This window comes from Bacillus sp. BC05(2025) (assembly GCF_056725905.1).
In genome coordinates, this window is sequence record NZ_JBWYRA010000006.1 from 176690 (window position 1) to 199787 (window position 23098).

Consider the following 23098-nt stretch of genomic DNA (forward strand, 5'->3'; position numbering starts at 1 on the left):
TTACATTTTTTGATTTTGTTTTACTGGAACACGTATTGTTTCTTTTGCTAATAATAGCTGCACGCCGAAGTATAGTATGCTTGCAAGCGTCATTCCAGAAATGGCGTCTACAAATGCGTGTTGCTTCGTAAATAGCGTTGATAAAATAATAAGCGTACCGAAGAAGGTAAGAATGTAATATTCAAAAGCATGTTGTTCCCTACGTCTAAAGGCAGCTAACATAATGATAAAGGTAGTAAGAACGTGAATGCTAGGGAAACAGTTCACCGGTTGATCGATACTATAAATATAGCGGACTAGTTCGGAAAATACGTCTGATCCAACGACTATTGGACGTGGTACAGTTGTTTGCCAAAAATAATAAATAGAAAAACAAGAAAGTTTTCCAAGAATGATACTACTTAAAGTGACATAATATTGTTTTCGATCTGCAAAGCAGTAATAAATAAGTGCGCCGTATAAGTAAGGAAACCAAAGTAAATAAGGAATAATAAATGCTTTTACAAATGGAATCCAATCGTCTACTACAGTTGTGACATCTACTGCATGAACAGCTGATTTATTTAATACATCGTAAAGGGGACTTACGAGTACGAGTAGAAGTATATAACTTAACGGAAGAAAAGATGAAAGTTTAAATTTCTTCATGATAATCTCCTATGTTTAGTAATGTAAGTAAATTCAATTGATTATAATATAGAAACGTAATTTGGGCTATCGATTTTACTTACATTTTCTTGAATGAACCTTACGTTTTTGTCACTTGACTGAAAAGAAGGGGAGGGTGCTATATGAAGCGTTTATCGTATTTCTTAGTTTTTATATTGATATGCCTAGTCGGTGCTGGGTGTGCAAAGGATAAAGAAGGAGAGAAATTAGAATATAACGGAAGAGCACTCGTCATTGGAGTTGTTGGAGAAAAACCGAAAGATACGTTTAGGAATATAAAGTTTGAGGAAATGAATTTAGAGGACCTGGAAAAGAAATCTAAGGAAGTGGATGGTTTTCTAATAATGAAAGATCACTTTCAAGAAGCCTCAACAGAACAATATAAAAATGTATTTTCATCACTAAAGAAACCAGTGTTTTTTATCGGTTTACAAGATAAGTCATATTCGATTTTTATTACAAAAGGGATAGAGTATAACAGTGCCCGAAAAGATGTAAATGCTATGTATACGCAAGGGTTTGCAAATATCGGAAGTGGTGAAGGACAACAATGGGCAGTTGGTTTATCGAATGGTGGAAATACTGAAGAAAGTATTCATAATATGTATATCGTCGTATTTCAAACAATTGCAGATTATTTGAATAGATGATGAAGGGGCCTGTAAACAAGGTTTCTCCTTTATTTCGCATTCAAGAATCGGTTATATAATGGTCCAAATGATTCCATTGTTATGAGGTTACTAGTAGGACTTTTTTTATTAACAGTAATTCCTCAATATGCAAGAAATATGCAAATATGCATATTGTATTTATTTGGATATTTTGTATGTTAAAATTAAATATAGGGATTTTTGTATATAAAGAACTAAAATCAGAAATATCCAATGAATTTTGAGAGGTGTTACATGTTTACAAACAAGAAATTAATTCGAATTGGTCTAACATTACTTGTATGTTTATTTGGAATTGATTTTACAATCAGTTATTTTCAAACATATCTTGAATCAGCGGCAGGTATTAAATGGGTAATATCAGAAACTTGGAAAACTATTTTGTTAGATGCCCCTGAAAGTATATTGGTTATTTTAGGCGCAATTGCTTTATATGATTTCACAAAAGAAACATCGCAAAAAGACGCATCAATTTAGATGCGTCTTTTTTCTTTGCGGTAATTTCTTCAACACCATGGAATACTCTCACTATTACGGCCAAAATCGTTAGTTTCTTTCATCTGTACGCCTTGTCATGTAAAGTGTTGCCAGGTTTGTGACTATAGGCTGAAATGGTTAAATAAACGTTTGTTTAAGATATATGTTCGGTAGGAAGAAACTGATGCAGCCCAAGGGTTAGCAAAGAAAAATAGGGAGTTAATCAAACGTTTGTTTAAGATGTATGTTCGGTAGGAAGAAACTGATGCAATTCATGGGTTAACAAAGAAAAATGGGGAGCTAATCAAACGTTTGTTTAAGGTGTATGTTCGGAGGGTGGATGAGAGAAGAATCAAAAAAAATTATATATTTATTTTTTCTTAACAAATGGCGGAAAAATAAGAAAAATTTGCAGGATTATTAAAAATTATCACGAAATAAGTAAAAGTTTAGCGAATAATCGTTTGAAATAATAAAACGTTTTCTATATGATAAAGGTAAAGGTTAGTAAAAAAGTAGGTGAATTTATGACAGTAACATTTTATTCATATCCAAAGTGTGGCACATGTCAAAAAGCAAAGAAATGGTTTGAGGCAAACGATGTAGCATATGAGATGATTCATATTGTTGAAAATCCACCATCAAAAGAAGATTTACGTAATTTACATGAAAAAAGTGAATTACCATTGAAAAAATTCTTTAATACAAGTGGAATGCGTTACCGTGAACTTGGTCTGAAAGATAAGTTAAAAGATGCAAGTGAAGACGAAATGTACGAGCTTTTAGCATCTGATGGCATGTTGATTAAACGTCCAATTGTAACAGATGGAACGAATGTAACACTTGGTTTTAACGAAGAGCAGTTTGAAAGTGTGTGGAAAAAGTACCAATAAGGTATTTTTACATAATTAATACATTCACTGGAGGTACAGTCATGAGCATTCCAAATAATTTACGTTACTCTGAAGAACACGAATGGGTAAAAACTGAAGGTAATGAAGTTGTTATCGGTATTACTCACTTTGCACAAAGTGAGCTAGGCGATATCGTATTCGTTGAACTTCCTGAAGTAGGTGCAACAATCGAAGCTGACGAGCCATTCGGAAGCGTAGAATCTGTTAAAACAGTTTCTGAGTTATATGCACCTGTAAGCGGTAAAGTTGTAGCAGTAAACGAAGAATTAAGTGACCAACCAGAACTTGTTAACGAATCTCCATACGAGGGTGCATGGATGGTTAAAGTTGAACTTTCTGATGCAAGCCAAGTTGAGAAGTTATTAACTGCTGAAAAATATGCAGAAATGACAAACCAAGACTAATTATAGTCGACTAAAGGACAGCCTTTGTGCTGTCCTTTTTTATTTTGTGTTACATAATATATTTAAAATCGAGTGTAAATGAATAAGCTATTATGGGAATGAACGTTTTTAGTAAGGTTTCATGGAGCTTCGTAATCTAAACAGTCAGTTCCGCTTTTCATTGTCCAGCTCCACCTCCTAGTCCTTCATGTCTAAGAACCTTCCGCACGAGAAGACAAAAAGCATCTTCTGTGCGAAAGAACCTTAGCCAACAGGGCTAAACAGTCGGTTCCGCTTTTTTTATTGTCCAGCTCCACGGCTAGATTGTTCGATGGCTTCGCTTCTTCCTGCAAGGCAAAAAGCGCCTTTACGTCAGAAGCTCCATCCCTCTCACAATCTGAACGAGCCGCTTGCGCTTTTCTTTAGGATCTAGCTCCAGTGGCTAGAACAGTCGGTCATTTCACTCCTTCACTTGAGGCAAAAGGCGCCTCTAGTTCAGGAGTTCCAATGTCCTCTTGTTCTGAACGAGCCACTTCCGCTTTTCTTTTGCAAAAATAAACAGGAAACAACATGAAAATAACGAATATACTATATACTAAGTTAAAGGTTGTATAGTATATGGTGATCGGGTGATGACATATGATTTATGTAGAAAAAGTCATTATTGTAGAAGGTACATCAGATAGAAGAAAGATTGAATCTATTATTCGGGAACCGGTGGAAATTGTTTGTACAAATGGTACAATTGGTTTGGCGAAAATGGATGAGCTCGTTGATCAGTTTTTTGATAAAGAAGTGTATGTACTTGTGGATGCTGATGATGCTGGAGAAAAGTTAAGGAAACAATTTCGAAAAGAATTTCCGCAAGCAGAGCATATTTATATTGATCGCTCGTACCGAGAAGTGGCAACTGCGCCATCTTCACACTTAGCAAATGTATTATGGGGAGCTGACATTGACGTTTATACAGAATATTTACGGTAAGGAATGATAGAAGTGATTGACTGGACAGGAGCCGAAGCAACAGCCCTAATAGAGAACGAAGAAAAAACAGTGTTATATGTATATACTCCAATGTGTGGAACATGCCAATTAGCAAAAAAGATGTTAACTGTCGTTGAGATGACAATTGAAGATTTGAAAATTGGAATGTTAGATTTAAATTATGCTCCGCATGTAGCGAAAGAGTATGGAATCGAAAGTGTGCCGTGTTTACTTGTTTTTGAAAATGGGACACTCATGAAGAAGATATATGCATTTCATTCGGTTGAATATTTATATACGGAATTAAAGTAGGCGGCAAAGTTTTTGCCGCCTCGACATATTTCTTGGGAAATATGTCGAGATGCAGGGTGGTTACAGTATTTGTCGAGCGAAAGTAACAGGATTGCTCTTTAGTGAGAGGGAATGGTATGTGTAATAGAAAGTGATATGAAGGATGTGATTTAAGGTGAAATTATATTCTTTGCTGCAATCATTTGTAAATTACGCTAATGGTCAATATCATTTAGAACCGCTTTTAAGACAAGGAGAAAAAACTGTTAATTTCCGCTTTGGAGATGAAAGTTGTTCGTTACAAATTTCAAGAGATTATATAGAACTGCTACATGAGGAAATAGGGACGGAGCAAATCGTTTGTGTAGATGAAGAAGATGTAAAACAATTGGTAAACGGCAATGTACGATTGCAAATGTTAATGAATGATGGACGTGTACAATATTCGGGAACATATCGAACGATGCTATTAGTCGAATCGATGTTTCACATATGTAAACCGATGTCAGTAGGGGCTTAAAATTCTGAAGTTTCATTTTTTGCGAAAATTTCTGTTGACATGGTGTGTGGATATTGATACAATTCAATTCATAAAATATAGACAATTTCATAAATTACAAATCAGACGAAAATGTAATCTGATTTCTCTTATCAAGAGAGGTGGAGGGACTGTGCCCTGTGAAGCCCGGCAACCGTCAACTTATGTTGAAATGGTGCCAATTCCTGCAAAGCAAATGCTTTGAGAGATGAGAGAGAGGGATAATGTTGTTATATACGCATATAAACCTTTCTGCTTCTCTAAAGCGGAAAGGTTTTTTTGTTGTTTGAATGTGGAGGACATTCAAATAATACAAGTAGTGATACCGGTGGACTACACGCATTAAACATAAAAAATTGCGGAGTCGATCCAAACAAAAAAGGGGTGATACACCATGATTCTATTAGAGAATGTAAAGAAAATATATAAAGCAAAAAGCGGTGATGTTACTGCTGTAGATAACGCCAATTTAAAAATAGACAAAGGTGAAATCTTTGGTGTTATCGGATATAGTGGTGCTGGGAAAAGTTCTTTAATTAGATTATTCAATCAGTTGGAGAAACCAACTTCTGGCCAAATTACAATTGCAAATCGCGTCATTTCAGCCATTACAGGAAGTGAACTTCGTAAGGCAAGGCAAGAAATCGGAATGATTTTTCAGCATTTCAACTTACTTTGGTCAAGAACTGTACGCGAAAATATCGAGTTTCCGCTTGAGATTGCAGGTGTTGATAAGGCGAAGAGAAGAAAACGCGTGGATGAGTTAATTCATCTTGTTGGATTAGAAGGAAGAGGAGATGCGTATCCATCTCAACTGAGCGGAGGACAAAAGCAACGTGTTGGTATTGCAAGAGCATTAGCTAACAATCCGCAAGTGCTTTTATGTGATGAAGCGACGTCAGCTCTTGATCCAGAAACGACAGATCAAATTTTAGATTTATTATTAGATATTAATAAGCGTCTCGGTTTAACAATTGTACTCATTACACATGAGATGCACGTGATTCGAAAGATTTGTAATCGAGTGGCGGTAATGGAAAAAGGAAAGATTGTAGAAACGGGTCCCGTACTTGATGTATTCCGTAATCCACAGCAAGATATTACAAAACGATTTGTAAAGCAATTAACAGATTCTGAAGATACAAATGAAACGATTGAAAGTTTAATTGAAAAATATCCAGATGGTAAAGTAGTTCGTTTGCAGTTTATCGGTGAAGCTGTAGAAAGACCAGTACTTCAAAGATTAATGCAACGCAGTGATATAGAAGTTAGCATTTTGCAAGGAAATATCGCACAAACGAATGACGGTTCTTACGGTAGTTTAGTTGTTCATTTAAATGGTGAGGAAACAGCGATTCAGCAAGCAATAGAGGGAATACATCAAGATCAAGTAGAGCTGGAGGTGATTGCACATGGATAAGTTACTCACAAATGTCGATTGGAATCAAATGTTAGAAGCAACTGGTGAAACGTTATATATGACGGCAATCGCAGCTCTTGCCACATTTGTTTTAGGACTCATTTTAGGATTGTTACTCTTTATGACAGCAAAAGATAATTTATGGGAAAACAAGACGGTTAACACAGCGATTGGAGCGTTCGTAAACATTTTCCGTTCCATACCATTCATCATTTTAATCATTTTATTAATCCCATTCACAAAGGTTTTGCTTGGAACAATTCTTGGAGCGAGTGCAGCATTGCCAGCTTTAATTATTGGAGCAGCACCATTTTACGCGAGAATGGTTGAAATCGCACTTCGCGAAATTGATAAAGGTGTAATTGAAGCTTCAAAAGCAATGGGAGCAAAAACAAGCACAATTATTTTGAAAGTATTAATTCCAGAATCGTTACCGGCATTAGTATCTGGTATTACGGTTACGACAATTGCTTTAGTAGGCTATACAGCAATGGCGGGAGTTGTTGGTGCTGGTGGCCTTGGAACACTTGCATATTTAGAAGGATTCCAACGAGGAAATAACGATGTAACAATCGTTGCTACAATTTGTGTATTACTAGTTGTATTTTTCATTCAGTGGATTGGTGATCGTGTAACGGTTCGAATAGATAAACGATAATAAAAAACGGGAGGATGTTTCAAATGAAAAAATTATTACTTACAGCACTTATTTCAACTTCAATTTTTGGGTTAGCTGCTTGTGGCGGGAAAGATAAAGATGAAAAGAAATTAGTTGTGGGGGCTTCTAACGTACCGCACGCTGAAATTTTAGAAAAGGCAAAGCCGTTACTTGAGAAAAAAGGAATTGAATTAGAAGTGAAAAAATTCCAAGATTACGTGTTGCCAAATAAATCGTTAGCGGATAAGGATTTAGATGCAAACTACTTCCAGCACATTCCGTATTTAGAAAAAGAAATGAAAGATAAAAAATATGATTTTGAAATAGCAGGGAAAATTCATATTGAACCAATTGGTGTATACTCTCAAAAATATAAGAGCTTAAAAGAACTTCCAGACGGGGCGACAATTATTATGAGTAATTCCGTTACTGACCATGGACGTGGTTTAGCAATTTTACAAAAAGAAGGCATTTTAAAAATTAAAGACGGAGTAGATCCAGTTAGTGCAACTCCAAAAGATATTGCAGATAATCCGAAAAACTTAAAGTTCAAAACGGATATTGAGCCTGGTTTGTTACCACAAGTGTATAACAATAAAGAAGGCGACGCTGTTTTAATTAATTCAAACTATGCAATTGATGCGAAATTAAACCCAGAAAAAGATGCAATTGCAATTGAAGGTGATGATTCTCCATATGCAAACGTAGTAGTGGTTCGTAAAGGTGATAAAGATAAAAAGGCGATTAAAGAGCTTGTAGAAGTATTACATTCTAAAGAAATCGAAGACTTTATTACTAAAGAATATAAAGGAGCGGTTGTTCCTATAAAAGAATAATTGCGATTGAAGGATCTGACTCTCTGTACGCAAATATTACTGCAGTTCGTAAAGGTGACGAGAAGAAAAAAGAAATGAAAGAGCTAGTAGAAGTACTACATTGAAAAGAAATTCAAGACTTTATTACTAAAGAATATAAAGGTGCTGTACTTCCGGTAACTGAATAAGTATAAGGAAAGGACTGGTAATTTCCCAGTCCTTTTTTCTTTATATAAATAAGAAGAAAGGTGTATCATATAAGGATGCAAGTGAAATACTTATATACATTTGTGAAAAAATTGTTACTTTTTTTCGTCGTTTGCGATATCATTTTATTTGATATAAAATTAGAATGAGAATAAAATGAGAATATGAACGTTTTAGGAATTTTTAAAATGTATATATAGGATTAATGGAGGTATTGAGATGGCTGGTTCTACATTAACGGTTAAAGACTTACACGTATCAATTGATGGCAAAGAAATTTTAAAAGGTGTAAACCTTGAAGTAAAAGGTGGAGAAATCCACGCAATTATGGGACCTAACGGAACAGGTAAATCAACTTTATCTTCTGCAATTATGGGTCACCCAAAGTATGAAGTAACAGAAGGTAGCATCATCATCGACGGTGAAGATGTATTAGAAATGGAAGTAGACGAGCGCGCGCAAGCAGGTCTATTCCTAGCAATGCAATATCCAAGTGAAATTAGCGGAGTAACAAACGCTGACTTCTTACGTTCTGCAATTAATGCACGTCGTGAAGAAGGCGATGAAATTTCTCTTATGAAATTTATCCGTACATTAGATAAAAACATGGAATTCCTAGAAATGGATCCAGAAATGGCACAACGTTACTTAAACGAAGGTTTCTCTGGTGGAGAGAAAAAACGTAACGAAATTCTTCAATTAATGATGATTGAGCCAAAAATCGCAATCTTAGACGAAATCGACTCAGGTCTTGATATCGATGCATTAAAAGTTGTATCTAAAGGTATTAACGAAATGCGCGGCGAAGAGTTCGGTTGCCTAATGATTACGCATTACCAACGTTTATTAAACTACATCACTCCAGACTTCGTTCACGTTATGATGAACGGTCGTATCGTTAAATCTGGTGGCCCTGAGCTTGCACAACGTCTAGAAGCTGAAGGTTACGACTGGATTAAAAAAGAATTAGGTATTGAAGACGAAACAACAGAGCAAGAAGCGTAAGAGAGGAGCATAAACATGACAATCGGTACATTACCTTTCGATCAAGAAACAATCCGTCAACGCGCAAGCGAAGTAAACGAAGCTGCTTGGTTGACTGAGTTCCGCTTACAAGCTCTTGCACAAGCAACTGAACTTCCAATGCCAACGCCTGATAAAACGAAAATTGAAAAATGGGACTTTATCGGAAAAGGCGACGCTGCTAAGCAAGAGCCTGTAAGTTCTTTAACAGAGCTTCCAGAAGCAGTGAAAAACTTAATCGATGAAAACAACAGCGTATTAGTACAACGCACTGGTACAACTGCATTCGTTTCTTTAGCAGACGAAGCAAAAGAAAAAGGTGTTATTTTTACAGACATCGTAACAGCTGCAACTGAGCACGCTGAGCTAGTACAAAAGTACTTAATGAAAGACGGCGTGAAAGTAGACGAGCATCGTCTAACTGCACTTCATGCTGCATTAATCAACGGCGGTGCATTCGTATATGTTCCGAAAAACGTTGTTCTTGAAACTCCACTTCAAGCTGTATTCTTAGTAGACGGCGAAGAAGCTAACGTATATAACCACGTATTATTCGTAGCTGATGCGAACAGTACTGCAACTTATGTAGAAAACTACGTTGCAAATGAAAATGCTAAAGGTATTGCAAATATCGTAGCAGAAGTAATCGTGGAACAAGGCGCACAAGTGAAATTCGGTGCGGTTGATCTATTAGCGAAAGACGTAACAACTTACGTTAACCGCCGCGGCACAGTAGGACGCGACGGTCGCATTGATTGGGCTCTAGGCCTTATGAATGACGGAAACACAATCTCAGAGAACGTTACAAACTTAATGGGCGACGGTTCATATGCTGATACGAAAACAGTAACAATTGGCCGTGGTAACCAAACACAAAACTTTACAACTAAAGTTGTTCACTTCGGTAAGCACTCTGAAGGTTGGATTTTAAAACACGGTGTACAAAAAGATAGCGCAACATCTATCTTTAACGGAATTGGTAAGATTGAACACGGTGCATCTAAATCAAATGCACAACAATCTTCTCGCGTTCTTATGTTAGATGAAAAAGCTCGTGGGGATGCAAACCCAATTCTTCTAATCGACGAAGATGATGTAATGGCAGGTCACGCAGCTTCAGTAGGTCGCGTAGATCCAGTCCAACTATACTACTTGATGAGCCGTGGTATTCCAAAACGCGAAGCAGAACGTTTAGTCATCCATGGATTCTTAGCACCTGTAGTTAATGAGCTTCCAATTGAAGGAGTAAAGGCACAGCTTGTTGAGGTAATTGAAAGGAAAGTTCGCTAATGAATATTCATGAAATACGCAAACAGTTTCCAATTCTTGATCAAAAAGTGAACGGCAAACAACTTGTTTATTTCGATAGTGCAGCAACTTCTCAAAAACCAATTCAAGTCATTGAAACGTTAGAACGTTACTATAAAGAATATAATTCTAACGTGCATCGCGGTGTTCATACGCTCGGTACGAAAGCTACCGACGCGTATGAAGGCGCACGCGAGAAAGTTCGTAAGTTTATTAACGCGAAATCAATGGAAGAGATTATTTTCACGCGCGGAACGACAACTGCATTAAATACAGTAGCGGCTAGCTATGGTCTTGAAAATGTAAAGGAAGGCGATGAAATCGTTATTTCTTACATGGAGCACCATAGTAACATCATTCCGTGGCAACAAGTTGCGAAGAAAACTGGTGCAACTTTAAAATACCTTCCGCTTCAACCAGACGGTACAATTTCTTTAGAAGATGTTCGTCAAACAGTTACACCGAATACGAAAATCGTTTCTATTATGCAAGTATCAAACGTGCTTGGAACGATTAACCCTGTAAAAGAAATCGGAGCAATCGCACATGAAAATGGCGCAATTATGGTCGTTGACGGTGCACAAAGTACACCTCATATGAAAGTAGATGTACAAGATTTAAACTGTGATTTCTACGCATTATCTGCTCATAAGATGTGTGGACCTACAGGTATCGGCGTATTATATGGTAAGAAAGAATTGCTAAACAATATGGAGCCAATTGAATTTGGCGGTGAAATGATTGATTTCGTAGATTTACAAGAATCTACGTGGAAAGAGCTTCCGTGGAAGTTTGAAGCAGGTACACCGATTATCGGTAATGCAATCGGACTTGGTGCGGCAATTGATTTCCTAGAAGAAATCGGTCTTCATAATATTGAAAAGCATGAGCATGAATTAGCGCAATACGCTTTAGAAAGACTATCAGAAGTAGATGGCGTTACAATTTATGGTCCAAAGCATCGCGCTGGTCTTGTTACATTTAATATTGAAGACGTACATCCTCACGATGTAGCGACAGTATTAGATGTAGAAGGTATTGCGGTTCGCGCAGGACACCACTGTGCACAACCGCTTATGAAGTGGCTAAAAGCTTCTTCAACAGCACGTGCGAGCTTCTATTTATATAATACAAAAGAAGAAATTGATACATTTGTTGAATCGCTAATCAAGACAAAGGAGTATTTCACAAATGTCATTTAATAATTTAGATACGTTATATCGTCAAGTTATTATGGATCATTACAAAAATCCTCGTAACCATGGCGTGTTAGAAGATAGTGTTACAGTAAACTTGAACAATCCAACTTGTGGCGATCGTATTCAACTTACGATGAAAGTAGAAGAAGGTATTGTGCAAGAAGCGAAGTTTGAAGGAGAAGGATGTTCTATCTCAATGTCTTCAGCTTCCATGATGACACAAGCAGTAAAAGGTAAGAAAATTGAAGAGGCACTTCAGCTTTCTAAAATTTTCTCTGACATGATGCTAGGAAAAGAGTACGATGACAGCATCGATTTAGGAGATATTGAAGCATTACAAGGCGTATGCAAGTTCCCTGCACGTATTAAATGTGCAACATTAGCGTGGAAAGCGTTAGAAAAGGGCTTAAACGAAGATAAGTAATGTTTAAAGGTTCCTAAAAACGAGGTTATCTAAGGAGGGACACACCAACATGGCGAAGCAACTGCCAGATATCGGCGATTATAAATATGGTTTCAAAGACAAAGACGTTTCGATTTTCCGTGCTGGACGCGGTTTAACAAAAGAGATCGTTGAAGAGATTTCACGTATGAAAGAAGAACCACAGTGGATGTTAGACTTCCGTTTAAAATCACTGGATAAGTTCTATGAAATGCCAATGCCACAATGGGGCGGCGACTTAAACGACTTAGATTTCGATGAAATTACGTACTACGTAAAACCATCTGAGAAATCTGAGAAGTCTTGGGATGAAGTACCTGATGAAATTAAAGCGACATTTGATAAATTAGGTATTCCAGAAGCTGAGCAAAAATATTTAGCTGGTGTATCTGCACAGTACGAATCTGAAGTTGTATACCACAACATGAAAGAAGACCTAGAAGCTCTAGGAATCGTCTTCAAAGATACAGATAGCGCATTAAAAGAGAATGAAGATATTTTCCGTGAGCATTTCGGAAAAGTAATCCCACCGACAGACAACAAATTCTCTGCATTAAACTCTGCAGTTTGGTCTGGTGGATCATTCATCTACGTTCCAAAAGGTGTGAAAGTTGATACACCACTTCAAGCGTATTTCCGTATTAACTCTGAAAATATGGGACAATTCGAGCGTACGCTTATCATCGTAGACGAAGGCGCACATGTACACTACGTAGAAGGTTGTACAGCACCTGTTTACACGACTAACTCACTTCACAGTGCGGTAGTAGAAATCATCATTAAGAAAGATGCATATTGCCGTTATACAACAATCCAAAACTGGGCGAACAACGTATACAACCTAGTTACAAAACGTGCGGTTTGTGAAGAAAACGCAACGATGGAATGGATTGACGGTAACATCGGATCTAAATTAACGATGAAATACCCAGCAGTTATCTTAAAAGGCGAAGGCGCTCGTGGTTTAACATTATCTATCGCGATTGCTGGTAAAGGCCAACACCAAGATGCTGGTGCGAAAATGATTCACTTAGCACCAAACACGTCTTCAACAATCGTTTCTAAATCGATTGCGAAGCATGGTGGTAAAGTAACTTACCGTGGTATCGTACACTTCGGACCAAAAGCGAAAAACTCTCGCTCTAACATCGAGTGTGACACGTTAATCATGGATAACCAATCTACATCTGATACAATTCCTTATAACGAAATCAAAAACGATTACGTTTCACTTGAGCACGAAGCGAAAGTATCAAAAGTATCAGAAGAACAATTATTCTACCTAATGAGCCGCGGTATTTCTGAGCAAGAAGCTACAGAAATGATCGTAATGGGCTTCATCGAGCCATTCACTCGCGAACTTCCAATGGAATACGCAGTTGAAATGAACCGTCTAATCAAGTTTGAGATGGAAGGTTCTATCGGTTAATATAAGTATGAAGAAAGCGCCCTGCTGTGCAGGGCGCTTTTTTATGTTGTGCTTGGTTGGAATCAGTTTAGGGCAGGTTGAGATACCCAGGTGGGTGTTCAGTTAAATATATCAGCGGTTTTTCAAATATATCGACCACAACTCAGAATATATCAGCGATTATTTCAATATATCGACGATTCGACAAGGAATATCGACTTATCAACAAATTACGACATAGCAGAACTGGGCATATACCCCTCAATATTTAGAGGAAAGAGGAGCACCTATTCATAAAGCACCGAATTGAAGTAGTTGATGCTAAGATACTGACAAACCCATGGGGGAAATCCACCAAAATACTCGCAAAACCACTCAACAAACTTTCTGACAAATCCCCCCTTTACCAACTAATCCACAAACTAGAAAATAAAGTTTTCATATTAAAAAGGGCAATCTTTTGCTTTTTCCCATAATGCGAGTACAATGTAAAATAGCAAGAAAAGACGAAAAGTATTTACAGGATTATTGCGTACGCATAGCGTAAATGGCAGTAAGGAACTGAGGGGAGGTTTTTTCTCTGAATATAAATAAGGAAACAATCATCCATCTTTATCATACAAACGATATACATAGTCATTTTGAAAATTGGCCGCAAATTTCTCGGTTTGTACAAGGGGAGAAAAAGCGAAGACAGGAAGCGGGAGAGACCGTCTTGACGGTTGATATCGGCGATCATGTGGATCGTTTTCATAGTATTTCGGAAGCGACGAATGGACTTGGCAATACGAAGCTTTTGAATGAGGCGTTATATGATTATGTAACGATCGGAAATAATGAAGGAATTACGTTAGCGAAGGAGCATTTGAATCGTCTATATGATGATGCTGGATTTGAGGTGCTCGTCGCGAATTTATTTGAAAAAGAAGGTGTACGTCCAGATTGGGCAAAGCCTTATAAATTACATACAACGACAGATGGGATTACGATTGCTTTTATCGGATTAACGGTAGCTTATCCGGAGTTTTATCATATGCTCGATTGGCATATTGAAGATCCGCTTATCCATTTAGAGTCTATTTTAGAAGAAGTGCGAGATGAGGCTCATATTACAGTTGTCCTTTCTCACCTTGGAAAAAGCATGGATGAGTATATGGCGGAGCATTATGATGTAGATGTTATTTTAGGAGCGCATACGCATCATTTATTCGAGCGAGGCGTTCTTATGAATAATACGCTACTTTGTTGTTGTGAAAAGTGGGGACGTTACGTTGGGCACGTTCAGCTTACTGTGGATAAAGAGACGAAGAAGCTGTTGAAAAAGGACGGTAGGGCAATTAAGACAGAACGTTTAGGTGCTTATAGCAAACCGTTATCCACAATTGAATTGCTGCAGGAAGAAAGTAAACAGATTATGGCAGAGCCTGTCGTTCATGTAAAGGAATCATTACCAGTCGATTGGTTTCAGGAGACAGCATTTTCGCACATGTTAGCAAATGCGCTGAAAACGTGGTGCGGTGCAGAGATTGGAATGGTGAACGCGGGTGTACTTCTTGAAGGATTAGAAGAAGGTGTTGTGACGCGCGGAGATATTCACAGAATTTGTCCACATCCCATTAATCCATGTTTATTAAAAGTGCCGGGGAAAACGTTACGAGAAGTTATTTTGAAAGCACGTCGCCCGAATATGGAGAACCTTGAGGTAAAAGGATTCGGATTTCGCGGAAAAGTGATGGGGAAAATGATTTACGCTGGTGTAGAAGTCATTCCAGATACGATTCCTGGGAATAAAATTTTACTCGAAGATGTATTAATTAACGGGGAATCGCTGGAATTAGATCGCATATATACAGTAGGAACGATTGATATGTTTACATTCGGCTACTTATACCCAGAGCTATCCACACTTTCTGACAAACAATATTATATGCCAGAACTACTTAGAGATGTGTTAACAGACATGTTAATAACTCATACATCTTCCGTCAAACTATAGGCTAGTTAACTTGTAACACTCATTTTTCTCTTGTCATACAGATAAGAAAGAGAGGAGTGTGAACTATGGTTAATGTGGAGCCAATTATAATCGATAATTATACGTTTATTGCGGTTAGCGTCAAACTTCCAAAGACAAATTTGCTAGCTGTAATGAGCGATAAAGGATATATTATGTGCGGTGCATTAGATGTAGGTCTTTTAAATGAGAAGTTAGGGGATCGAGGAATTATTGCTGGCCGCGCGGTTGGTGTAAGAACGATTGAACAACTTCTTGAAGCACCGCTAGAATCAGTAACGATTGAAGCCGAAGCTTTAGGTATTACGGCTGGCACAATCGGAAAAGAAGCATTATTAAAAATGAGATAAGCATATATCGCCCCTCCTTCTTGCATAGAAATGATATAAGAAGGAGGGTTTTTTATGAGTATATTTAGTTCGAAAAATTCGCGGTTTCGAAGGGGGCCTATTTCCTTTCGGCACATACTGCTTATGTCGTTTATTCTTTTTATCATATTACTTGTGCAAGGATTATGGATTGTGAATAGTAGTATTCAGCCGACATTAATGAAATATGGAGAAGTAGAGACACATAAGATGGCGACAGCGGTTATGACGAAGGCGGTAAAGGACAGAATTAATGAAGGGTTCGATGTCGATTCATTAATGAAAGTACAAAATGATAAAAACGGAAAAGTATCCACAATTAATTTAAATACGAAGCAAGTAAATGAAATCGTAACGTCAACGACCACGTACATAGAAAAATATTTACAGCAAGTAGAGCAAGGTGATTTGAAGGGGCTAGGTATTTCTGAAAAAAATGGGGCGACGATGGCAGTTCCTTTTGGTCGCATAACGGATAATGCGCTTCTTGGAAATATAGGACCCGATATTCCAATTGATTTCACGACGATTGGTCATGTGAATACGGATATTAAACAAAAAATTGAGCCGCACGGAATCAATACGACAGCGATTCAAATTATTATGGAGATGGAAGTAACGTTGCAAGTCATTATTCCATTTCATACGAAGGAAATAAAGGTAAAACAAGATGTTCCAATTGCAACGCGTATCGTTCAAGGGGAAGTACCTACGTATTATGGAAGCGGAAGTGTTGTTGTACCTGATAAAAAGAAAACGGATAGTTAGCTGTAAATAAAAAATAACCGTAGCAATGTGCTACGGTTATCGTTTTGTATTCGCGCGTTCTTTTCGCTCCCAAAGACTTAAATGGATGTATGGATCGAAAGCCCATTCTGTGTAGCCATTGTCTTTATACATGCCGAAATGTAAGTGAGGTGGGAATTTTCCAGCTGTGCCGGGAGGGCCGTAACCGGTGCTACCAACAAATCCGATTACTTTTCCAGGCTCGACAATTTGTCCGAGCTGTATTTCTTTTGAGAATCCGCCTAAATGAGCGTAATAATGGTAATTATTATGAAGGTCGCGAATACCGATGCGCCATCCGCCAAGGCGATTCCAGCCTTTTGTTTCAATGATGCCATAGCAAGTGGATCTTACTGGTACGCCATAGCCTGCAAAAATATCAGTTCCTTCATGAACTCTTCGTCCTCCAAAACTTCTTCCAGCGCCAAAAGTACTACGGTAGCTATGGTCACTACGAATCGGAAGAGGGAACGCATTTCCTTCTAAATTAATACGTCCGTAATGTTTATAAATTTGGGCGTATTCGGTAATTAATTCAACTGTTTTTGCACGTCTATAATATTCCCAGAGCATGATTTTAATACGGTCTTCGGACGTTCCTTGTTTCTTTAAAATTGTTGCTGCTGTATGCAAAAGATCACGGTCGTTATTTGCATTTGCAAATCCATCTTTGTCACCATCTAAACCTAACCCGCCAAATAAAGAAATTGTATGGGGAAGAGTGTCGTTACTATTAACAGGTCCAGCCCATATTTCTGGTTTGAAATAAAGGGAAATGATGGCATCTGGTTTTTTCGGAATATCTTTTCTTACGCTCCGTATATTTCTTTCGTATTGATCCATTGCAGCTAAGTAATACCACGGAATGCCTGAAGATTGCTCGGTTTCTTTATATAGTGCCATGCGCTTTTCGTATATGCTTTGCTGATTATCTTCACCGTAAGCGATGTTTTGGTGGAGAAGAAAGCAAATCGAAAGCAAAAGAGAAATTTTTCGAAGCATGAAATAGACTCCTTTCACATCATCACTCTTTTTAGTGTGGGATATACGGAGTATTTCATTATAGGGAACGATTGGAAAAAATCTTAGAATCTTCATTTGAGCAAATCGCTTTCATACGTTAGAATAGATATGTTACATTGAAAGAAGCGAACACGGTAAACTATTTCATATTGTGCGGAGTTGATAACCATGACAAAACAAACAGAATATAAGCGCAAGCCCGAATGGTTGAAAATTAAGTTAAACACGAATGAAAACTATACAGGCTTAAAGAAAATGATGCGTTCTAAAAATCTTCATACAGTTTGTGAGGAAGCGAAATGTCCGAATATTCATGAATGCTGGGCTGTAAGAAAAACAGCAACATTTATGATTTTAGGTGCGGTTTGTACACGTGCTTGTCGTTTTTGTGCGGTTAAAACAGGCTTACCAACTGAGCTTGATTTACAAGAGCCAGAACGCGTAGCAGATTCTGTAGTACAGATGGGCTTAAAGCACGTTGTTATAACAGCGGTTGCACGTGATGATTTAAAAGATGGTGGAGCAGCTGTTTTTGCTGAAACAGTACGCGCTGTACGTCGTAAAAATCCATTTACGTCAATCGAAGTATTACCATCTGATATGGGTGGAGTAGAAGAAAACTTAAAAATGTTAATGGATGCAAAACCAGATATTTTAAACCATAACATTGAAACAGTACGTCGATTATCTGACCGAGTTCGCGCTAGAGCAAAATATGATCGTTCATTAGAGTTTTTACGTCGAGCAAAAGAAATGCAGCCTGATATTCCAACTAAATCGAGCATTATGGTGGGCTTAGGTGAAACGAGAGAAGATTTAATTGAAGCAATGGATGACTTACGTGCAAACAATGTGGATATTTTAACTCTTGGACAATACCTACAACCATCTAAGAAGCATTTACCAGTTCTTAAATATTACCCACCAGCAGAATTTGCAGAGCTTAAAGAAATTGCACTTAGCAAAGGCTTTAGCCACTGTGAAGCTGGTCCACTTGTGCGTTCTTCTTACCATGCGGACGAGCAAGTTCGTTCTGCAAAAGAAAAAACAGCAGAAGCAAAATAATGAAAAAAAGAGAGCTATTATAAGCTCTCTTTTTGTTTATATTCTAAAACAGTATTTGAGCATGTTAATAAGATTTTCTTTAATTCCTCTGTGGATAATTCAATTGTAAATTCAGGTACACCAGGTGTAATTAAAATTTTATCGTACGTATAAATAGCGTTATCCACAATAATTGTTACATCGTGTGAATACCCGAAAGGAGCTACACATCCCGGCGTACAACCAGTTTTGTCTCGCAGTTCATCAGGAGAACAGAGAGATAAGCGTTCTCCTGTTAATTCTTTCATCTCTCCCCGATTAAGCCTTGTGCCCTCTAACGTGAAAAATACGTAATAATCTCCAGCCTTGGATTTTAAAAATAAACTTTTACTTGGAGTGCCTTGTAAGCCAAGCCTTTCACGTACGATCCGATCTGTCTCATAATCGAGTACCGGTTCGTGTTCAAATTTTTCATAAGAAGCATTTGTTTTATGTAGTAAAGCAAGTACATCTTCGTACATATGGAGTGATACCCCTTTCTATTGTTAGTACAGTTTCTTCTCGTGGCGTCAACTGAATGTGTTGGAAAGAGATATTACTTGGATGGTGCTTCCCATAATCGTTTTATAATACACTGTTCATCGATTATAATTTCATAAACATCAGGATTCGTTAAAGCTCTCCATTCATTAAAGCCGATCGTATGATCAAAGTGCTCTAAAATGAGCGTCAGTAAGTTGCCATGTGTAACGAGTAGTGTTGTAGTATGGTTTAATTGTAAAACGTCTTGGATAAGCGATATAGCACGGTCTGTTGCTTGTTTTGCCGACTCTCCGCCTGAAAAGGCAATATCTATATTTGTAAAAGTGGATTCTAGTTTTTGCATCCAACCGTCCATTGGAACGTCGCTTAATATGCGTTCAGCTAATCGTTCATCTTCTCGGATAGACAAGTTAGCTTGGAGCGCATAAGGCCGAATAGAATCGATAGCTCGCACAAATGGGCTTGAAATAATATGATCTATTTGTGGTTGGTTTTCTAAGAGGAATGTAGCAAGAATGTTTGCTTGATTTTTTCCTGCAATCGTTAATTCGGCACCACGTTCTTGGCCAGTTGCTGAACAATGTCGTATTACAATCAATTTCTTCATAATTTATCCCCATCTTTCAAGTTGACGCTATATACTTCGACAAAAGTGGAAATAATTCCTTTTTATTGGAAACGACATAATGATCTAAGCATGTGGAAAAGTAATGTGGATAATAAAAAAAATTGAGGTGCAATGATGAAAAAAATGATCTGTCTCGTATCCATGATTTATTTTCTTACGCAAATGTCCACAGCATATGCACAATCTAATCCAAAAGTAGATTATCCGAGCAATCGAAATAAGTCATTTGTTAGTGAGGATGTGTTTTACGAAAAGTTAGATAAGAAAATGTATAGAGAATACAACAATGCAGCGTATAGTGTTCGAAAGAAGATCTTATTTAAAGAAGTACCCGATGAAGAGTTTTCTTTTCTACAAAAAACAGCCGCGGGTTGTCGGAGTGAAGTGATGCTTCATGAGTCTTTTATTCACCCTAATCGCCAAGTTTATTTTTTTGCTTCCTTTTCTCAAAATGAGGTAAAAGAGTTACATAAGTACATCGTTATAGATGCAGAAACGAAGAGGGAGCTGCGAGAGGGGAAAAGTTATCATCATTGTAATAATTTATATAAAAAATAACCCACCAATTTTGGTGGGTTATTTTTACTCCGGCACACTCATTAATTTTTCTTTCATTTTACGAATAAGAATGACAGCACCAATTGTGAAGAGAAGGGTAATTCCTTCTGCAACAAAGATGTTGATTGTTTTTGTTTGGTAAAGTGCCGCGAAAAAGTCTACAAATGCGTGGAATAATATCGCGTAAACAAGGAAGATATATTTTTTCTGTTTTACTGCATATAAGACAAGCATCGTAAAGGCAATTTGCAACACAAGAGCCATCATTCTTTCCAAGCTGCCAAGGAAGTATAAATAAGCAGGTTGTTCTATTAACATATCCTTTACAACATTTAATTGTGGTAGTTTTTCTGCCATTTGAGCGAAGCTACCGTTGTTAATAGCATTTGCGAATATAAGTGCCTGTAATGCCGAGAATCCGCCGACTAGAATGGATTCAATCCCGCCGTGTCCTATTCCGTAAGCAAAACCATCTTTATATTCTTGATACTTTTTTAGTAGGAAAAAGAAGGCAACGAAACGTCCTAATTCTTCAAAAATACCAGCGGTTAGTCCGCCATAAAGTGCAAAGACAAATGGATTTTCTAAAATTGGAGCGATTGCCGGATTTCCGCGCATAAATAGGTGGAACGGTGTCTCGAGAATTTGAGTAAACCCAATAAAAATAAGAACACCGATGCCGACTACTTTCCAATTAATATGATATTTTTTACGAAAATAAACAAACGCAATAATAGGTACCAGAATCGAAAGCACAAGTTGAATTGTGATACTGGCAATTACTGTACTTGAAACCATACTTTCACCGCTTTCTAATATATGTACATATCTATTATGCATGAAATATAGTGGAGATGAAACTTTTAACAAAAAAATGAATTTACTTATTGACTCTAACGTTGCGTCATACTTTATCGTATGTATTAAGGGGGAGATACACATGACAATGAAGGTAAAAGAAGTAGCTAATTTAGTTGGAATTAGTGTGCGCACACTGCATCATTACGATGAAATTGGGTTGTTAACCCCAGACGAGACGACAGAGTCTGGATATCGTCTGTATTCCAATGAAAATTTAGAGACATTGCAGCAAATTTTATTTTTTAAAGAACTAGGCTTCCCTTTGAAGAAAATTAAAGAAATTATCATGAGTCCATCATTTGACCGAGAAGAAGCATTGCAGCTTCATAAGAAAATGCTTATTGAAAAGCGTGCTAGGTTAGATAAAGTGATCGCGACGATTGATAAGACAATTCAGCATACAAAAGGAGAGATTGAAATGACGAATAAAGAAAAATTTGAAGGCTTCGATTTCAGCCATAATCCGTACGAAGAAGAAGCGCGTGAAAAATGGGGAGACGCAGCTGTAGATAAAGCGAATGAATATGCGAAAGGTATGTCAAAAGACAATCAAGAAGAGTTTAATACGATTTACAGAAATTTAGCGGCGCTTAGACACGGCGCACCAGATTCTGAAGAAGCACAGAAAGCAATCGGAGTATGGTACGATTACTTGCAAAACTTCGGTGAATATTCATTAGATGCTTTTAAAGGACTCGGTCAAATGTACGTTGCTGATGAGCGCTTCACGAAAAATATCGATAAGTTTGGTGAGGGATTAGCGCAGTTTATGTGTGATGCGATGGAGGTTTATGCGGATCGTAAGAAATAGTTAAAAATAAAGAAGGCGGAGATTTTCTCCACCTTCTTTATTTTTTAATCATATCATTCAAAGTCTGATCCCCTGTATTATTCAAATGAGGATTTTTACTCATTTCACGCTTTAACATATCAAGGCTCTGTGTATATTCTGTATCATTTAATGCGCCAGATTGCAGGCCTTGAATTTGAGAAATCAACTTTTGGTCTGTTGAGACATATGCTTTATAATAGCGAGGGACGATGGACAAAGCAGCTCTATATACTTGATCTGCTACGAGTTTTGGATCCGTTGTGTTTGCACGGTATACAACAAATACTTCATCATCGGTAACGAGCGTAGCAGCGTTTGTAACATCAGGAAGTTTGACTGTCATGCTTGTGATCATTTCAGCGACTTTCTCACGGTTAATGGCCCCTACTTGTTTGTTAGACACTTCATGTTTTTGTTTAGATGAATAACCGACTCTCGTTAATCGTGTATTTGTATTTTCCGTATGATACATGTCGTTTTTGTTGGAAACAAGAACACGGCTTCCTTCTTCACGTTCCATTTCGGCTTTATTAGTTGGCTGGCAGCCTGCAAATAAGGAAAGAGTGAGGAGAGAGAGTATAATTTGTTTTTTCACGATGTATCACCTCCTTCTCCATAGCATGCACTAATTTTCAATTTTTTGTATTTGAAATTGTTGGTTGTTATGCTTTGTGATACGATAAAAAGAAGAATGCTTAGAGAGGAAGTTAATGATGGAGCAAAAGCAAGAGATTCATGCTACGGTGAGCATTAATAATGTTCAGTACGAAGTAATTAAAAACTTTCGTGACGGTTTTAGTGAAGAAGCATTTAAAGAGCGCTATGCAGAAATTTTAAATAAATATGATTACATCGTTGGAGACTGGGGTTATGAGCAACTTAGATTGCGCGGCTTCTTTGATGATAGTAACCAGCGTGCGACATATGATACGAAAATTAGTACATTAACGGAGTATTTATATGAGTACTGTAACTTCGGTTGTGCACACTTCGTATTACGAAAAGTGAAGAAATAAAAAAATCCTCTTACGATT

General features: G+C 37.5%; 28 protein-coding genes, 1 pseudogene and 1 riboswitch. Of the genes and pseudogenes, 23 read left to right on the forward strand and 6 right to left on the reverse strand.

From position 1 onward, the window contains the following. Nucleotides 1-648, reverse strand: coding sequence for a phosphatase PAP2 family protein (locus ACZ76X_RS19805; protein ID WP_479851456.1), 648 nt, complete (start codon nt 646-648; stop codon nt 1-3). A gap of 143 nt (nt 649-791) precedes the next feature. Between ACZ76X_RS19805 and ACZ76X_RS19810 the strand changes: the two genes are divergently transcribed. The 19 genes and pseudogenes from ACZ76X_RS19810 (at nt 792) to yunB (ending at nt 16557) form a co-directional block, all read left to right on the forward strand. Next, entirely contained in the window at nt 792-1319 is a 528-nt protein-coding gene (locus ACZ76X_RS19810; protein ID WP_479851457.1) for a hypothetical protein, read from the forward strand. A gap of 234 nt (nt 1320-1553) precedes the next feature. Next, nucleotides 1554-1817, forward strand: a complete 264-nt coding sequence (locus ACZ76X_RS19815; RefSeq protein ID WP_479851458.1) for a DUF3937 family protein — start codon at nt 1554-1556, stop codon at nt 1815-1817. A 527-nt stretch (nt 1818-2344) separates the two neighbouring features. Beyond that, nucleotides 2345-2710, forward strand: coding sequence for an arsenate reductase family protein (locus tag ACZ76X_RS19820; protein ID WP_000218968.1), 366 nt, complete (start codon nt 2345-2347; stop codon nt 2708-2710). Nucleotides 2711-2751: 41 nt separating this feature from the next. Then, complete coding sequence (gene gcvH / locus ACZ76X_RS19825) at nt 2752-3135, forward strand: glycine cleavage system protein GcvH (RefSeq protein WP_000026900.1); 384 nt, start codon at nt 2752-2754, stop codon at nt 3133-3135. 618 nt (nt 3136-3753) lie between these two features. After that, nucleotides 3754-4098 carry a toprim domain-containing protein gene (locus ACZ76X_RS19830; protein ID WP_098668822.1) on the forward strand — a complete coding sequence of 115 codons (345 nt, stop codon included), beginning with the start codon at nt 3754-3756 and terminating at the stop codon, nt 4096-4098. A 3-nt stretch (nt 4099-4101) separates the two neighbouring features. Continuing rightward, nucleotides 4102-4410, forward strand: a complete 309-nt coding sequence (locus tag ACZ76X_RS19835; protein ID WP_479851459.1) for a thioredoxin family protein — start codon at nt 4102-4104, stop codon at nt 4408-4410. A gap of 154 nt (nt 4411-4564) precedes the next feature. Beyond that, nucleotides 4565-4909, forward strand: a complete 345-nt coding sequence (locus tag ACZ76X_RS19840) for a hypothetical protein (protein ID WP_048528307.1) — start codon at nt 4565-4567, stop codon at nt 4907-4909. A gap of 125 nt (nt 4910-5034) precedes the next feature. Continuing rightward, nucleotides 5035-5142: riboswitch (SAM riboswitch) on the forward strand. 179 nt (nt 5143-5321) lie between these two features. Continuing rightward, the gene (locus ACZ76X_RS19845) at nt 5322-6347 is read left to right on the forward strand and encodes a methionine ABC transporter ATP-binding protein (protein ID WP_098668823.1); all 1026 of its coding nucleotides are present in this window, start codon (nt 5322-5324) and stop codon (nt 6345-6347) included. Beyond that, a complete protein-coding gene (locus ACZ76X_RS19850) occupies nt 6340-7005 on the forward strand; it encodes a methionine ABC transporter permease (RefSeq protein ID WP_479851460.1) in 666 nt (221 codons plus the stop codon). The genes ACZ76X_RS19845 and ACZ76X_RS19850 overlap by 8 nt, the downstream gene beginning before the upstream one ends. A 23-nt stretch (nt 7006-7028) precedes the next feature. Then, nucleotides 7029-7841, forward strand: a complete 813-nt coding sequence (gene metQ / locus ACZ76X_RS19855) for a methionine ABC transporter substrate-binding lipoprotein MetQ (protein ID WP_458466002.1) — start codon at nt 7029-7031, stop codon at nt 7839-7841. After that, nucleotides 7832-8008 (forward strand): annotated as a pseudogene (locus ACZ76X_RS19860) (MetQ/NlpA family ABC transporter substrate-binding protein); the annotation flags it as partial. The gene metQ and the pseudogene ACZ76X_RS19860, both read left to right, overlap by 10 nt. 238 nt (nt 8009-8246) lie before the next feature. Beyond that, nucleotides 8247-9032 (forward strand): Fe-S cluster assembly ATPase SufC, encoded by a 786-nt coding sequence (gene sufC, locus ACZ76X_RS19865; RefSeq protein WP_000929160.1) that lies wholly within the window; start codon nt 8247-8249, stop codon nt 9030-9032. A 15-nt stretch (nt 9033-9047) separates the two neighbouring features. Beyond that, the gene (gene sufD / locus ACZ76X_RS19870) at nt 9048-10340 is read left to right on the forward strand and encodes a Fe-S cluster assembly protein SufD (protein WP_078418196.1); all 1293 of its coding nucleotides are present in this window, start codon (nt 9048-9050) and stop codon (nt 10338-10340) included. After that, nucleotides 10340-11560 (forward strand): cysteine desulfurase SufS, encoded by a 1221-nt coding sequence (gene sufS / locus ACZ76X_RS19875; RefSeq protein WP_001020769.1) that lies wholly within the window; start codon nt 10340-10342, stop codon nt 11558-11560. The genes sufD and sufS overlap by 1 nt, the downstream gene beginning before the upstream one ends. Then, the gene (gene sufU, locus ACZ76X_RS19880; RefSeq protein ID WP_000009523.1) at nt 11550-11981 is read left to right on the forward strand and encodes a Fe-S cluster assembly sulfur transfer protein SufU; all 432 of its coding nucleotides are present in this window, start codon (nt 11550-11552) and stop codon (nt 11979-11981) included. The genes sufS and sufU overlap by 11 nt, the downstream gene beginning before the upstream one ends. A 49-nt stretch (nt 11982-12030) precedes the next feature. Then, nucleotides 12031-13428 carry a Fe-S cluster assembly protein SufB gene (sufB, locus tag ACZ76X_RS19885; protein WP_001118827.1) on the forward strand — a complete coding sequence of 466 codons (1398 nt, stop codon included), beginning with the start codon at nt 12031-12033 and terminating at the stop codon, nt 13426-13428. A 583-nt stretch (nt 13429-14011) separates the two neighbouring features. Next, on the forward strand, nt 14012-15403 hold the full coding sequence (locus ACZ76X_RS19890; RefSeq protein WP_479851508.1) for a bifunctional metallophosphatase/5'-nucleotidase: 1392 nt from the start codon (nt 14012-14014) through the stop codon (nt 15401-15403). A gap of 65 nt (nt 15404-15468) precedes the next feature. After that, complete coding sequence (locus ACZ76X_RS19895; RefSeq protein WP_000248463.1) at nt 15469-15771, forward strand: YunC family protein; 303 nt, start codon at nt 15469-15471, stop codon at nt 15769-15771. A gap of 54 nt (nt 15772-15825) precedes the next feature. Next, nucleotides 15826-16557, forward strand: a complete 732-nt coding sequence (gene yunB / locus ACZ76X_RS19900; protein ID WP_479851461.1) for a sporulation protein YunB — start codon at nt 15826-15828, stop codon at nt 16555-16557. 36 nt (nt 16558-16593) lie between these two features. Here yunB and ACZ76X_RS19905 read toward each other — a convergent pair whose 3' ends face one another. Then, a complete protein-coding gene (locus ACZ76X_RS19905) occupies nt 16594-17577 on the reverse strand; it encodes a M23 family metallopeptidase (RefSeq protein WP_479851462.1) in 984 nt (327 codons plus the stop codon). Nucleotides 17578-17766: 189 nt separating this feature from the next. On the opposite strand from ACZ76X_RS19905, the gene lipA reads away from it, so the two are divergent. Beyond that, nucleotides 17767-18663 carry a lipoyl synthase gene (gene lipA / locus ACZ76X_RS19910; protein WP_000166369.1) on the forward strand — a complete coding sequence of 299 codons (897 nt, stop codon included), beginning with the start codon at nt 17767-17769 and terminating at the stop codon, nt 18661-18663. Between the two features lie 17 nt (nt 18664-18680). Here the strand turns inward: lipA and ACZ76X_RS19915 are convergent, their stop codons facing one another. After that, nucleotides 18681-19163: a YbaK/EbsC family protein gene (locus ACZ76X_RS19915; RefSeq protein WP_479851463.1), complete on the reverse strand. Its 483-nt coding sequence runs from the start codon at nt 19161-19163 to the stop codon at nt 18681-18683. Nucleotides 19164-19237: 74 nt separating this feature from the next. Continuing rightward, a complete protein-coding gene (locus tag ACZ76X_RS19920; protein WP_479851464.1) occupies nt 19238-19792 on the reverse strand; it encodes a histidine phosphatase family protein in 555 nt (184 codons plus the stop codon). Nucleotides 19793-19927: 135 nt separating this feature from the next. On the opposite strand from ACZ76X_RS19920, the gene ACZ76X_RS19925 reads away from it, so the two are divergent. Continuing rightward, the gene (locus ACZ76X_RS19925) at nt 19928-20371 is read left to right on the forward strand and encodes a hypothetical protein (protein WP_263698084.1); all 444 of its coding nucleotides are present in this window, start codon (nt 19928-19930) and stop codon (nt 20369-20371) included. A gap of 24 nt (nt 20372-20395) precedes the next feature. On the opposite strand, the gene ACZ76X_RS19930 is transcribed toward ACZ76X_RS19925, so the two are convergent. After that, on the reverse strand, nt 20396-21211 hold the full coding sequence (locus ACZ76X_RS19930) for a YhfC family intramembrane metalloprotease (RefSeq protein WP_479851509.1): 816 nt from the start codon (nt 21209-21211) through the stop codon (nt 20396-20398). Nucleotides 21212-21311: 100 nt separating this feature from the next. Between ACZ76X_RS19930 and ACZ76X_RS19935 the strand changes: the two genes are divergently transcribed. Continuing rightward, entirely contained in the window at nt 21312-22043 is a 732-nt protein-coding gene (locus tag ACZ76X_RS19935) for a MerR family transcriptional regulator (RefSeq protein ID WP_479851465.1), read from the forward strand. A gap of 37 nt (nt 22044-22080) precedes the next feature. On the opposite strand, the gene ACZ76X_RS19940 is transcribed toward ACZ76X_RS19935, so the two are convergent. Then, a complete protein-coding gene (locus ACZ76X_RS19940) occupies nt 22081-22659 on the reverse strand; it encodes a YhcN/YlaJ family sporulation lipoprotein (protein ID WP_000744032.1) in 579 nt (192 codons plus the stop codon). A gap of 118 nt (nt 22660-22777) precedes the next feature. Here ACZ76X_RS19940 and ACZ76X_RS19945 point away from each other — a divergent pair, with 118 nt between their 5' ends. After that, nucleotides 22778-23080, forward strand: a complete 303-nt coding sequence (locus ACZ76X_RS19945; protein ID WP_000435943.1) for a YutD family protein — start codon at nt 22778-22780, stop codon at nt 23078-23080. Nucleotides 23081-23098: the final 18 nt, after the last annotated feature.

Bases quoted from the DNA above. Each gene is read 5' to 3' on its own strand.
- ACZ76X_RS19920 (WP_479851464.1), bottom strand. From the start codon at position 19,792: ATGAAGAAATTGATTGTAATACGACATTGTTCAGCAACTGGCCAAGAA.
- sufD (WP_078418196.1), top strand. From the start codon at position 9,048: ATGACAATCGGTACATTACCTTTCGATCAAGAAACAATCCGTCAACGC.
- ACZ76X_RS19905 (WP_479851462.1), bottom strand. From the start codon at position 17,577: ATGCTTCGAAAAATTTCTCTTTTGCTTTCGATTTGCTTTCTTCTCCAC.
- ACZ76X_RS19895 (WP_000248463.1), top strand. From the start codon at position 15,469: ATGGTTAATGTGGAGCCAATTATAATCGATAATTATACGTTTATTGCG.
- metQ (WP_458466002.1), top strand. From the start codon at position 7,029: ATGAAAAAATTATTACTTACAGCACTTATTTCAACTTCAATTTTTGGG.
- sufB (WP_001118827.1), top strand. From the start codon at position 12,031: ATGGCGAAGCAACTGCCAGATATCGGCGATTATAAATATGGTTTCAAA.
- ACZ76X_RS19820 (WP_000218968.1), top strand. From the start codon at position 2,345: ATGACAGTAACATTTTATTCATATCCAAAGTGTGGCACATGTCAAAAA.
- sufS (WP_001020769.1), top strand. From the start codon at position 10,340: ATGAATATTCATGAAATACGCAAACAGTTTCCAATTCTTGATCAAAAA.
- ACZ76X_RS19915 (WP_479851463.1), bottom strand. From the start codon at position 19,163: ATGTACGAAGATGTACTTGCTTTACTACATAAAACAAATGCTTCTTAT.
- ACZ76X_RS19945 (WP_000435943.1), top strand. From the start codon at position 22,778: ATGGAGCAAAAGCAAGAGATTCATGCTACGGTGAGCATTAATAATGTT.
- ACZ76X_RS19830 (WP_098668822.1), top strand. From the start codon at position 3,754: ATGATTTATGTAGAAAAAGTCATTATTGTAGAAGGTACATCAGATAGA.
- ACZ76X_RS19930 (WP_479851509.1), bottom strand. From the start codon at position 21,211: ATGCATAATAGATATGTACATATATTAGAAAGCGGTGAAAGTATGGTT.
- ACZ76X_RS19835 (WP_479851459.1), top strand. From the start codon at position 4,102: ATGATAGAAGTGATTGACTGGACAGGAGCCGAAGCAACAGCCCTAATA.
- ACZ76X_RS19925 (WP_263698084.1), top strand. From the start codon at position 19,928: ATGAAAAAAATGATCTGTCTCGTATCCATGATTTATTTTCTTACGCAA.
- ACZ76X_RS19845 (WP_098668823.1), top strand. From the start codon at position 5,322: ATGATTCTATTAGAGAATGTAAAGAAAATATATAAAGCAAAAAGCGGT.
- sufC (WP_000929160.1), top strand. From the start codon at position 8,247: ATGGCTGGTTCTACATTAACGGTTAAAGACTTACACGTATCAATTGAT.
- sufU (WP_000009523.1), top strand. From the start codon at position 11,550: ATGTCATTTAATAATTTAGATACGTTATATCGTCAAGTTATTATGGAT.
- ACZ76X_RS19850 (WP_479851460.1), top strand. From the start codon at position 6,340: ATGGATAAGTTACTCACAAATGTCGATTGGAATCAAATGTTAGAAGCA.
- ACZ76X_RS19815 (WP_479851458.1), top strand. From the start codon at position 1,554: ATGAATTTTGAGAGGTGTTACATGTTTACAAACAAGAAATTAATTCGA.
- ACZ76X_RS19810 (WP_479851457.1), top strand. From the start codon at position 792: ATGAAGCGTTTATCGTATTTCTTAGTTTTTATATTGATATGCCTAGTC.
- ACZ76X_RS19805 (WP_479851456.1), bottom strand. From the start codon at position 648: ATGAAGAAATTTAAACTTTCATCTTTTCTTCCGTTAAGTTATATACTT.
- yunB (WP_479851461.1), top strand. From the start codon at position 15,826: ATGAGTATATTTAGTTCGAAAAATTCGCGGTTTCGAAGGGGGCCTATT.
- ACZ76X_RS19935 (WP_479851465.1), top strand. From the start codon at position 21,312: ATGACAATGAAGGTAAAAGAAGTAGCTAATTTAGTTGGAATTAGTGTG.
- gcvH (WP_000026900.1), top strand. From the start codon at position 2,752: ATGAGCATTCCAAATAATTTACGTTACTCTGAAGAACACGAATGGGTA.
- lipA (WP_000166369.1), top strand. From the start codon at position 17,767: ATGACAAAACAAACAGAATATAAGCGCAAGCCCGAATGGTTGAAAATT.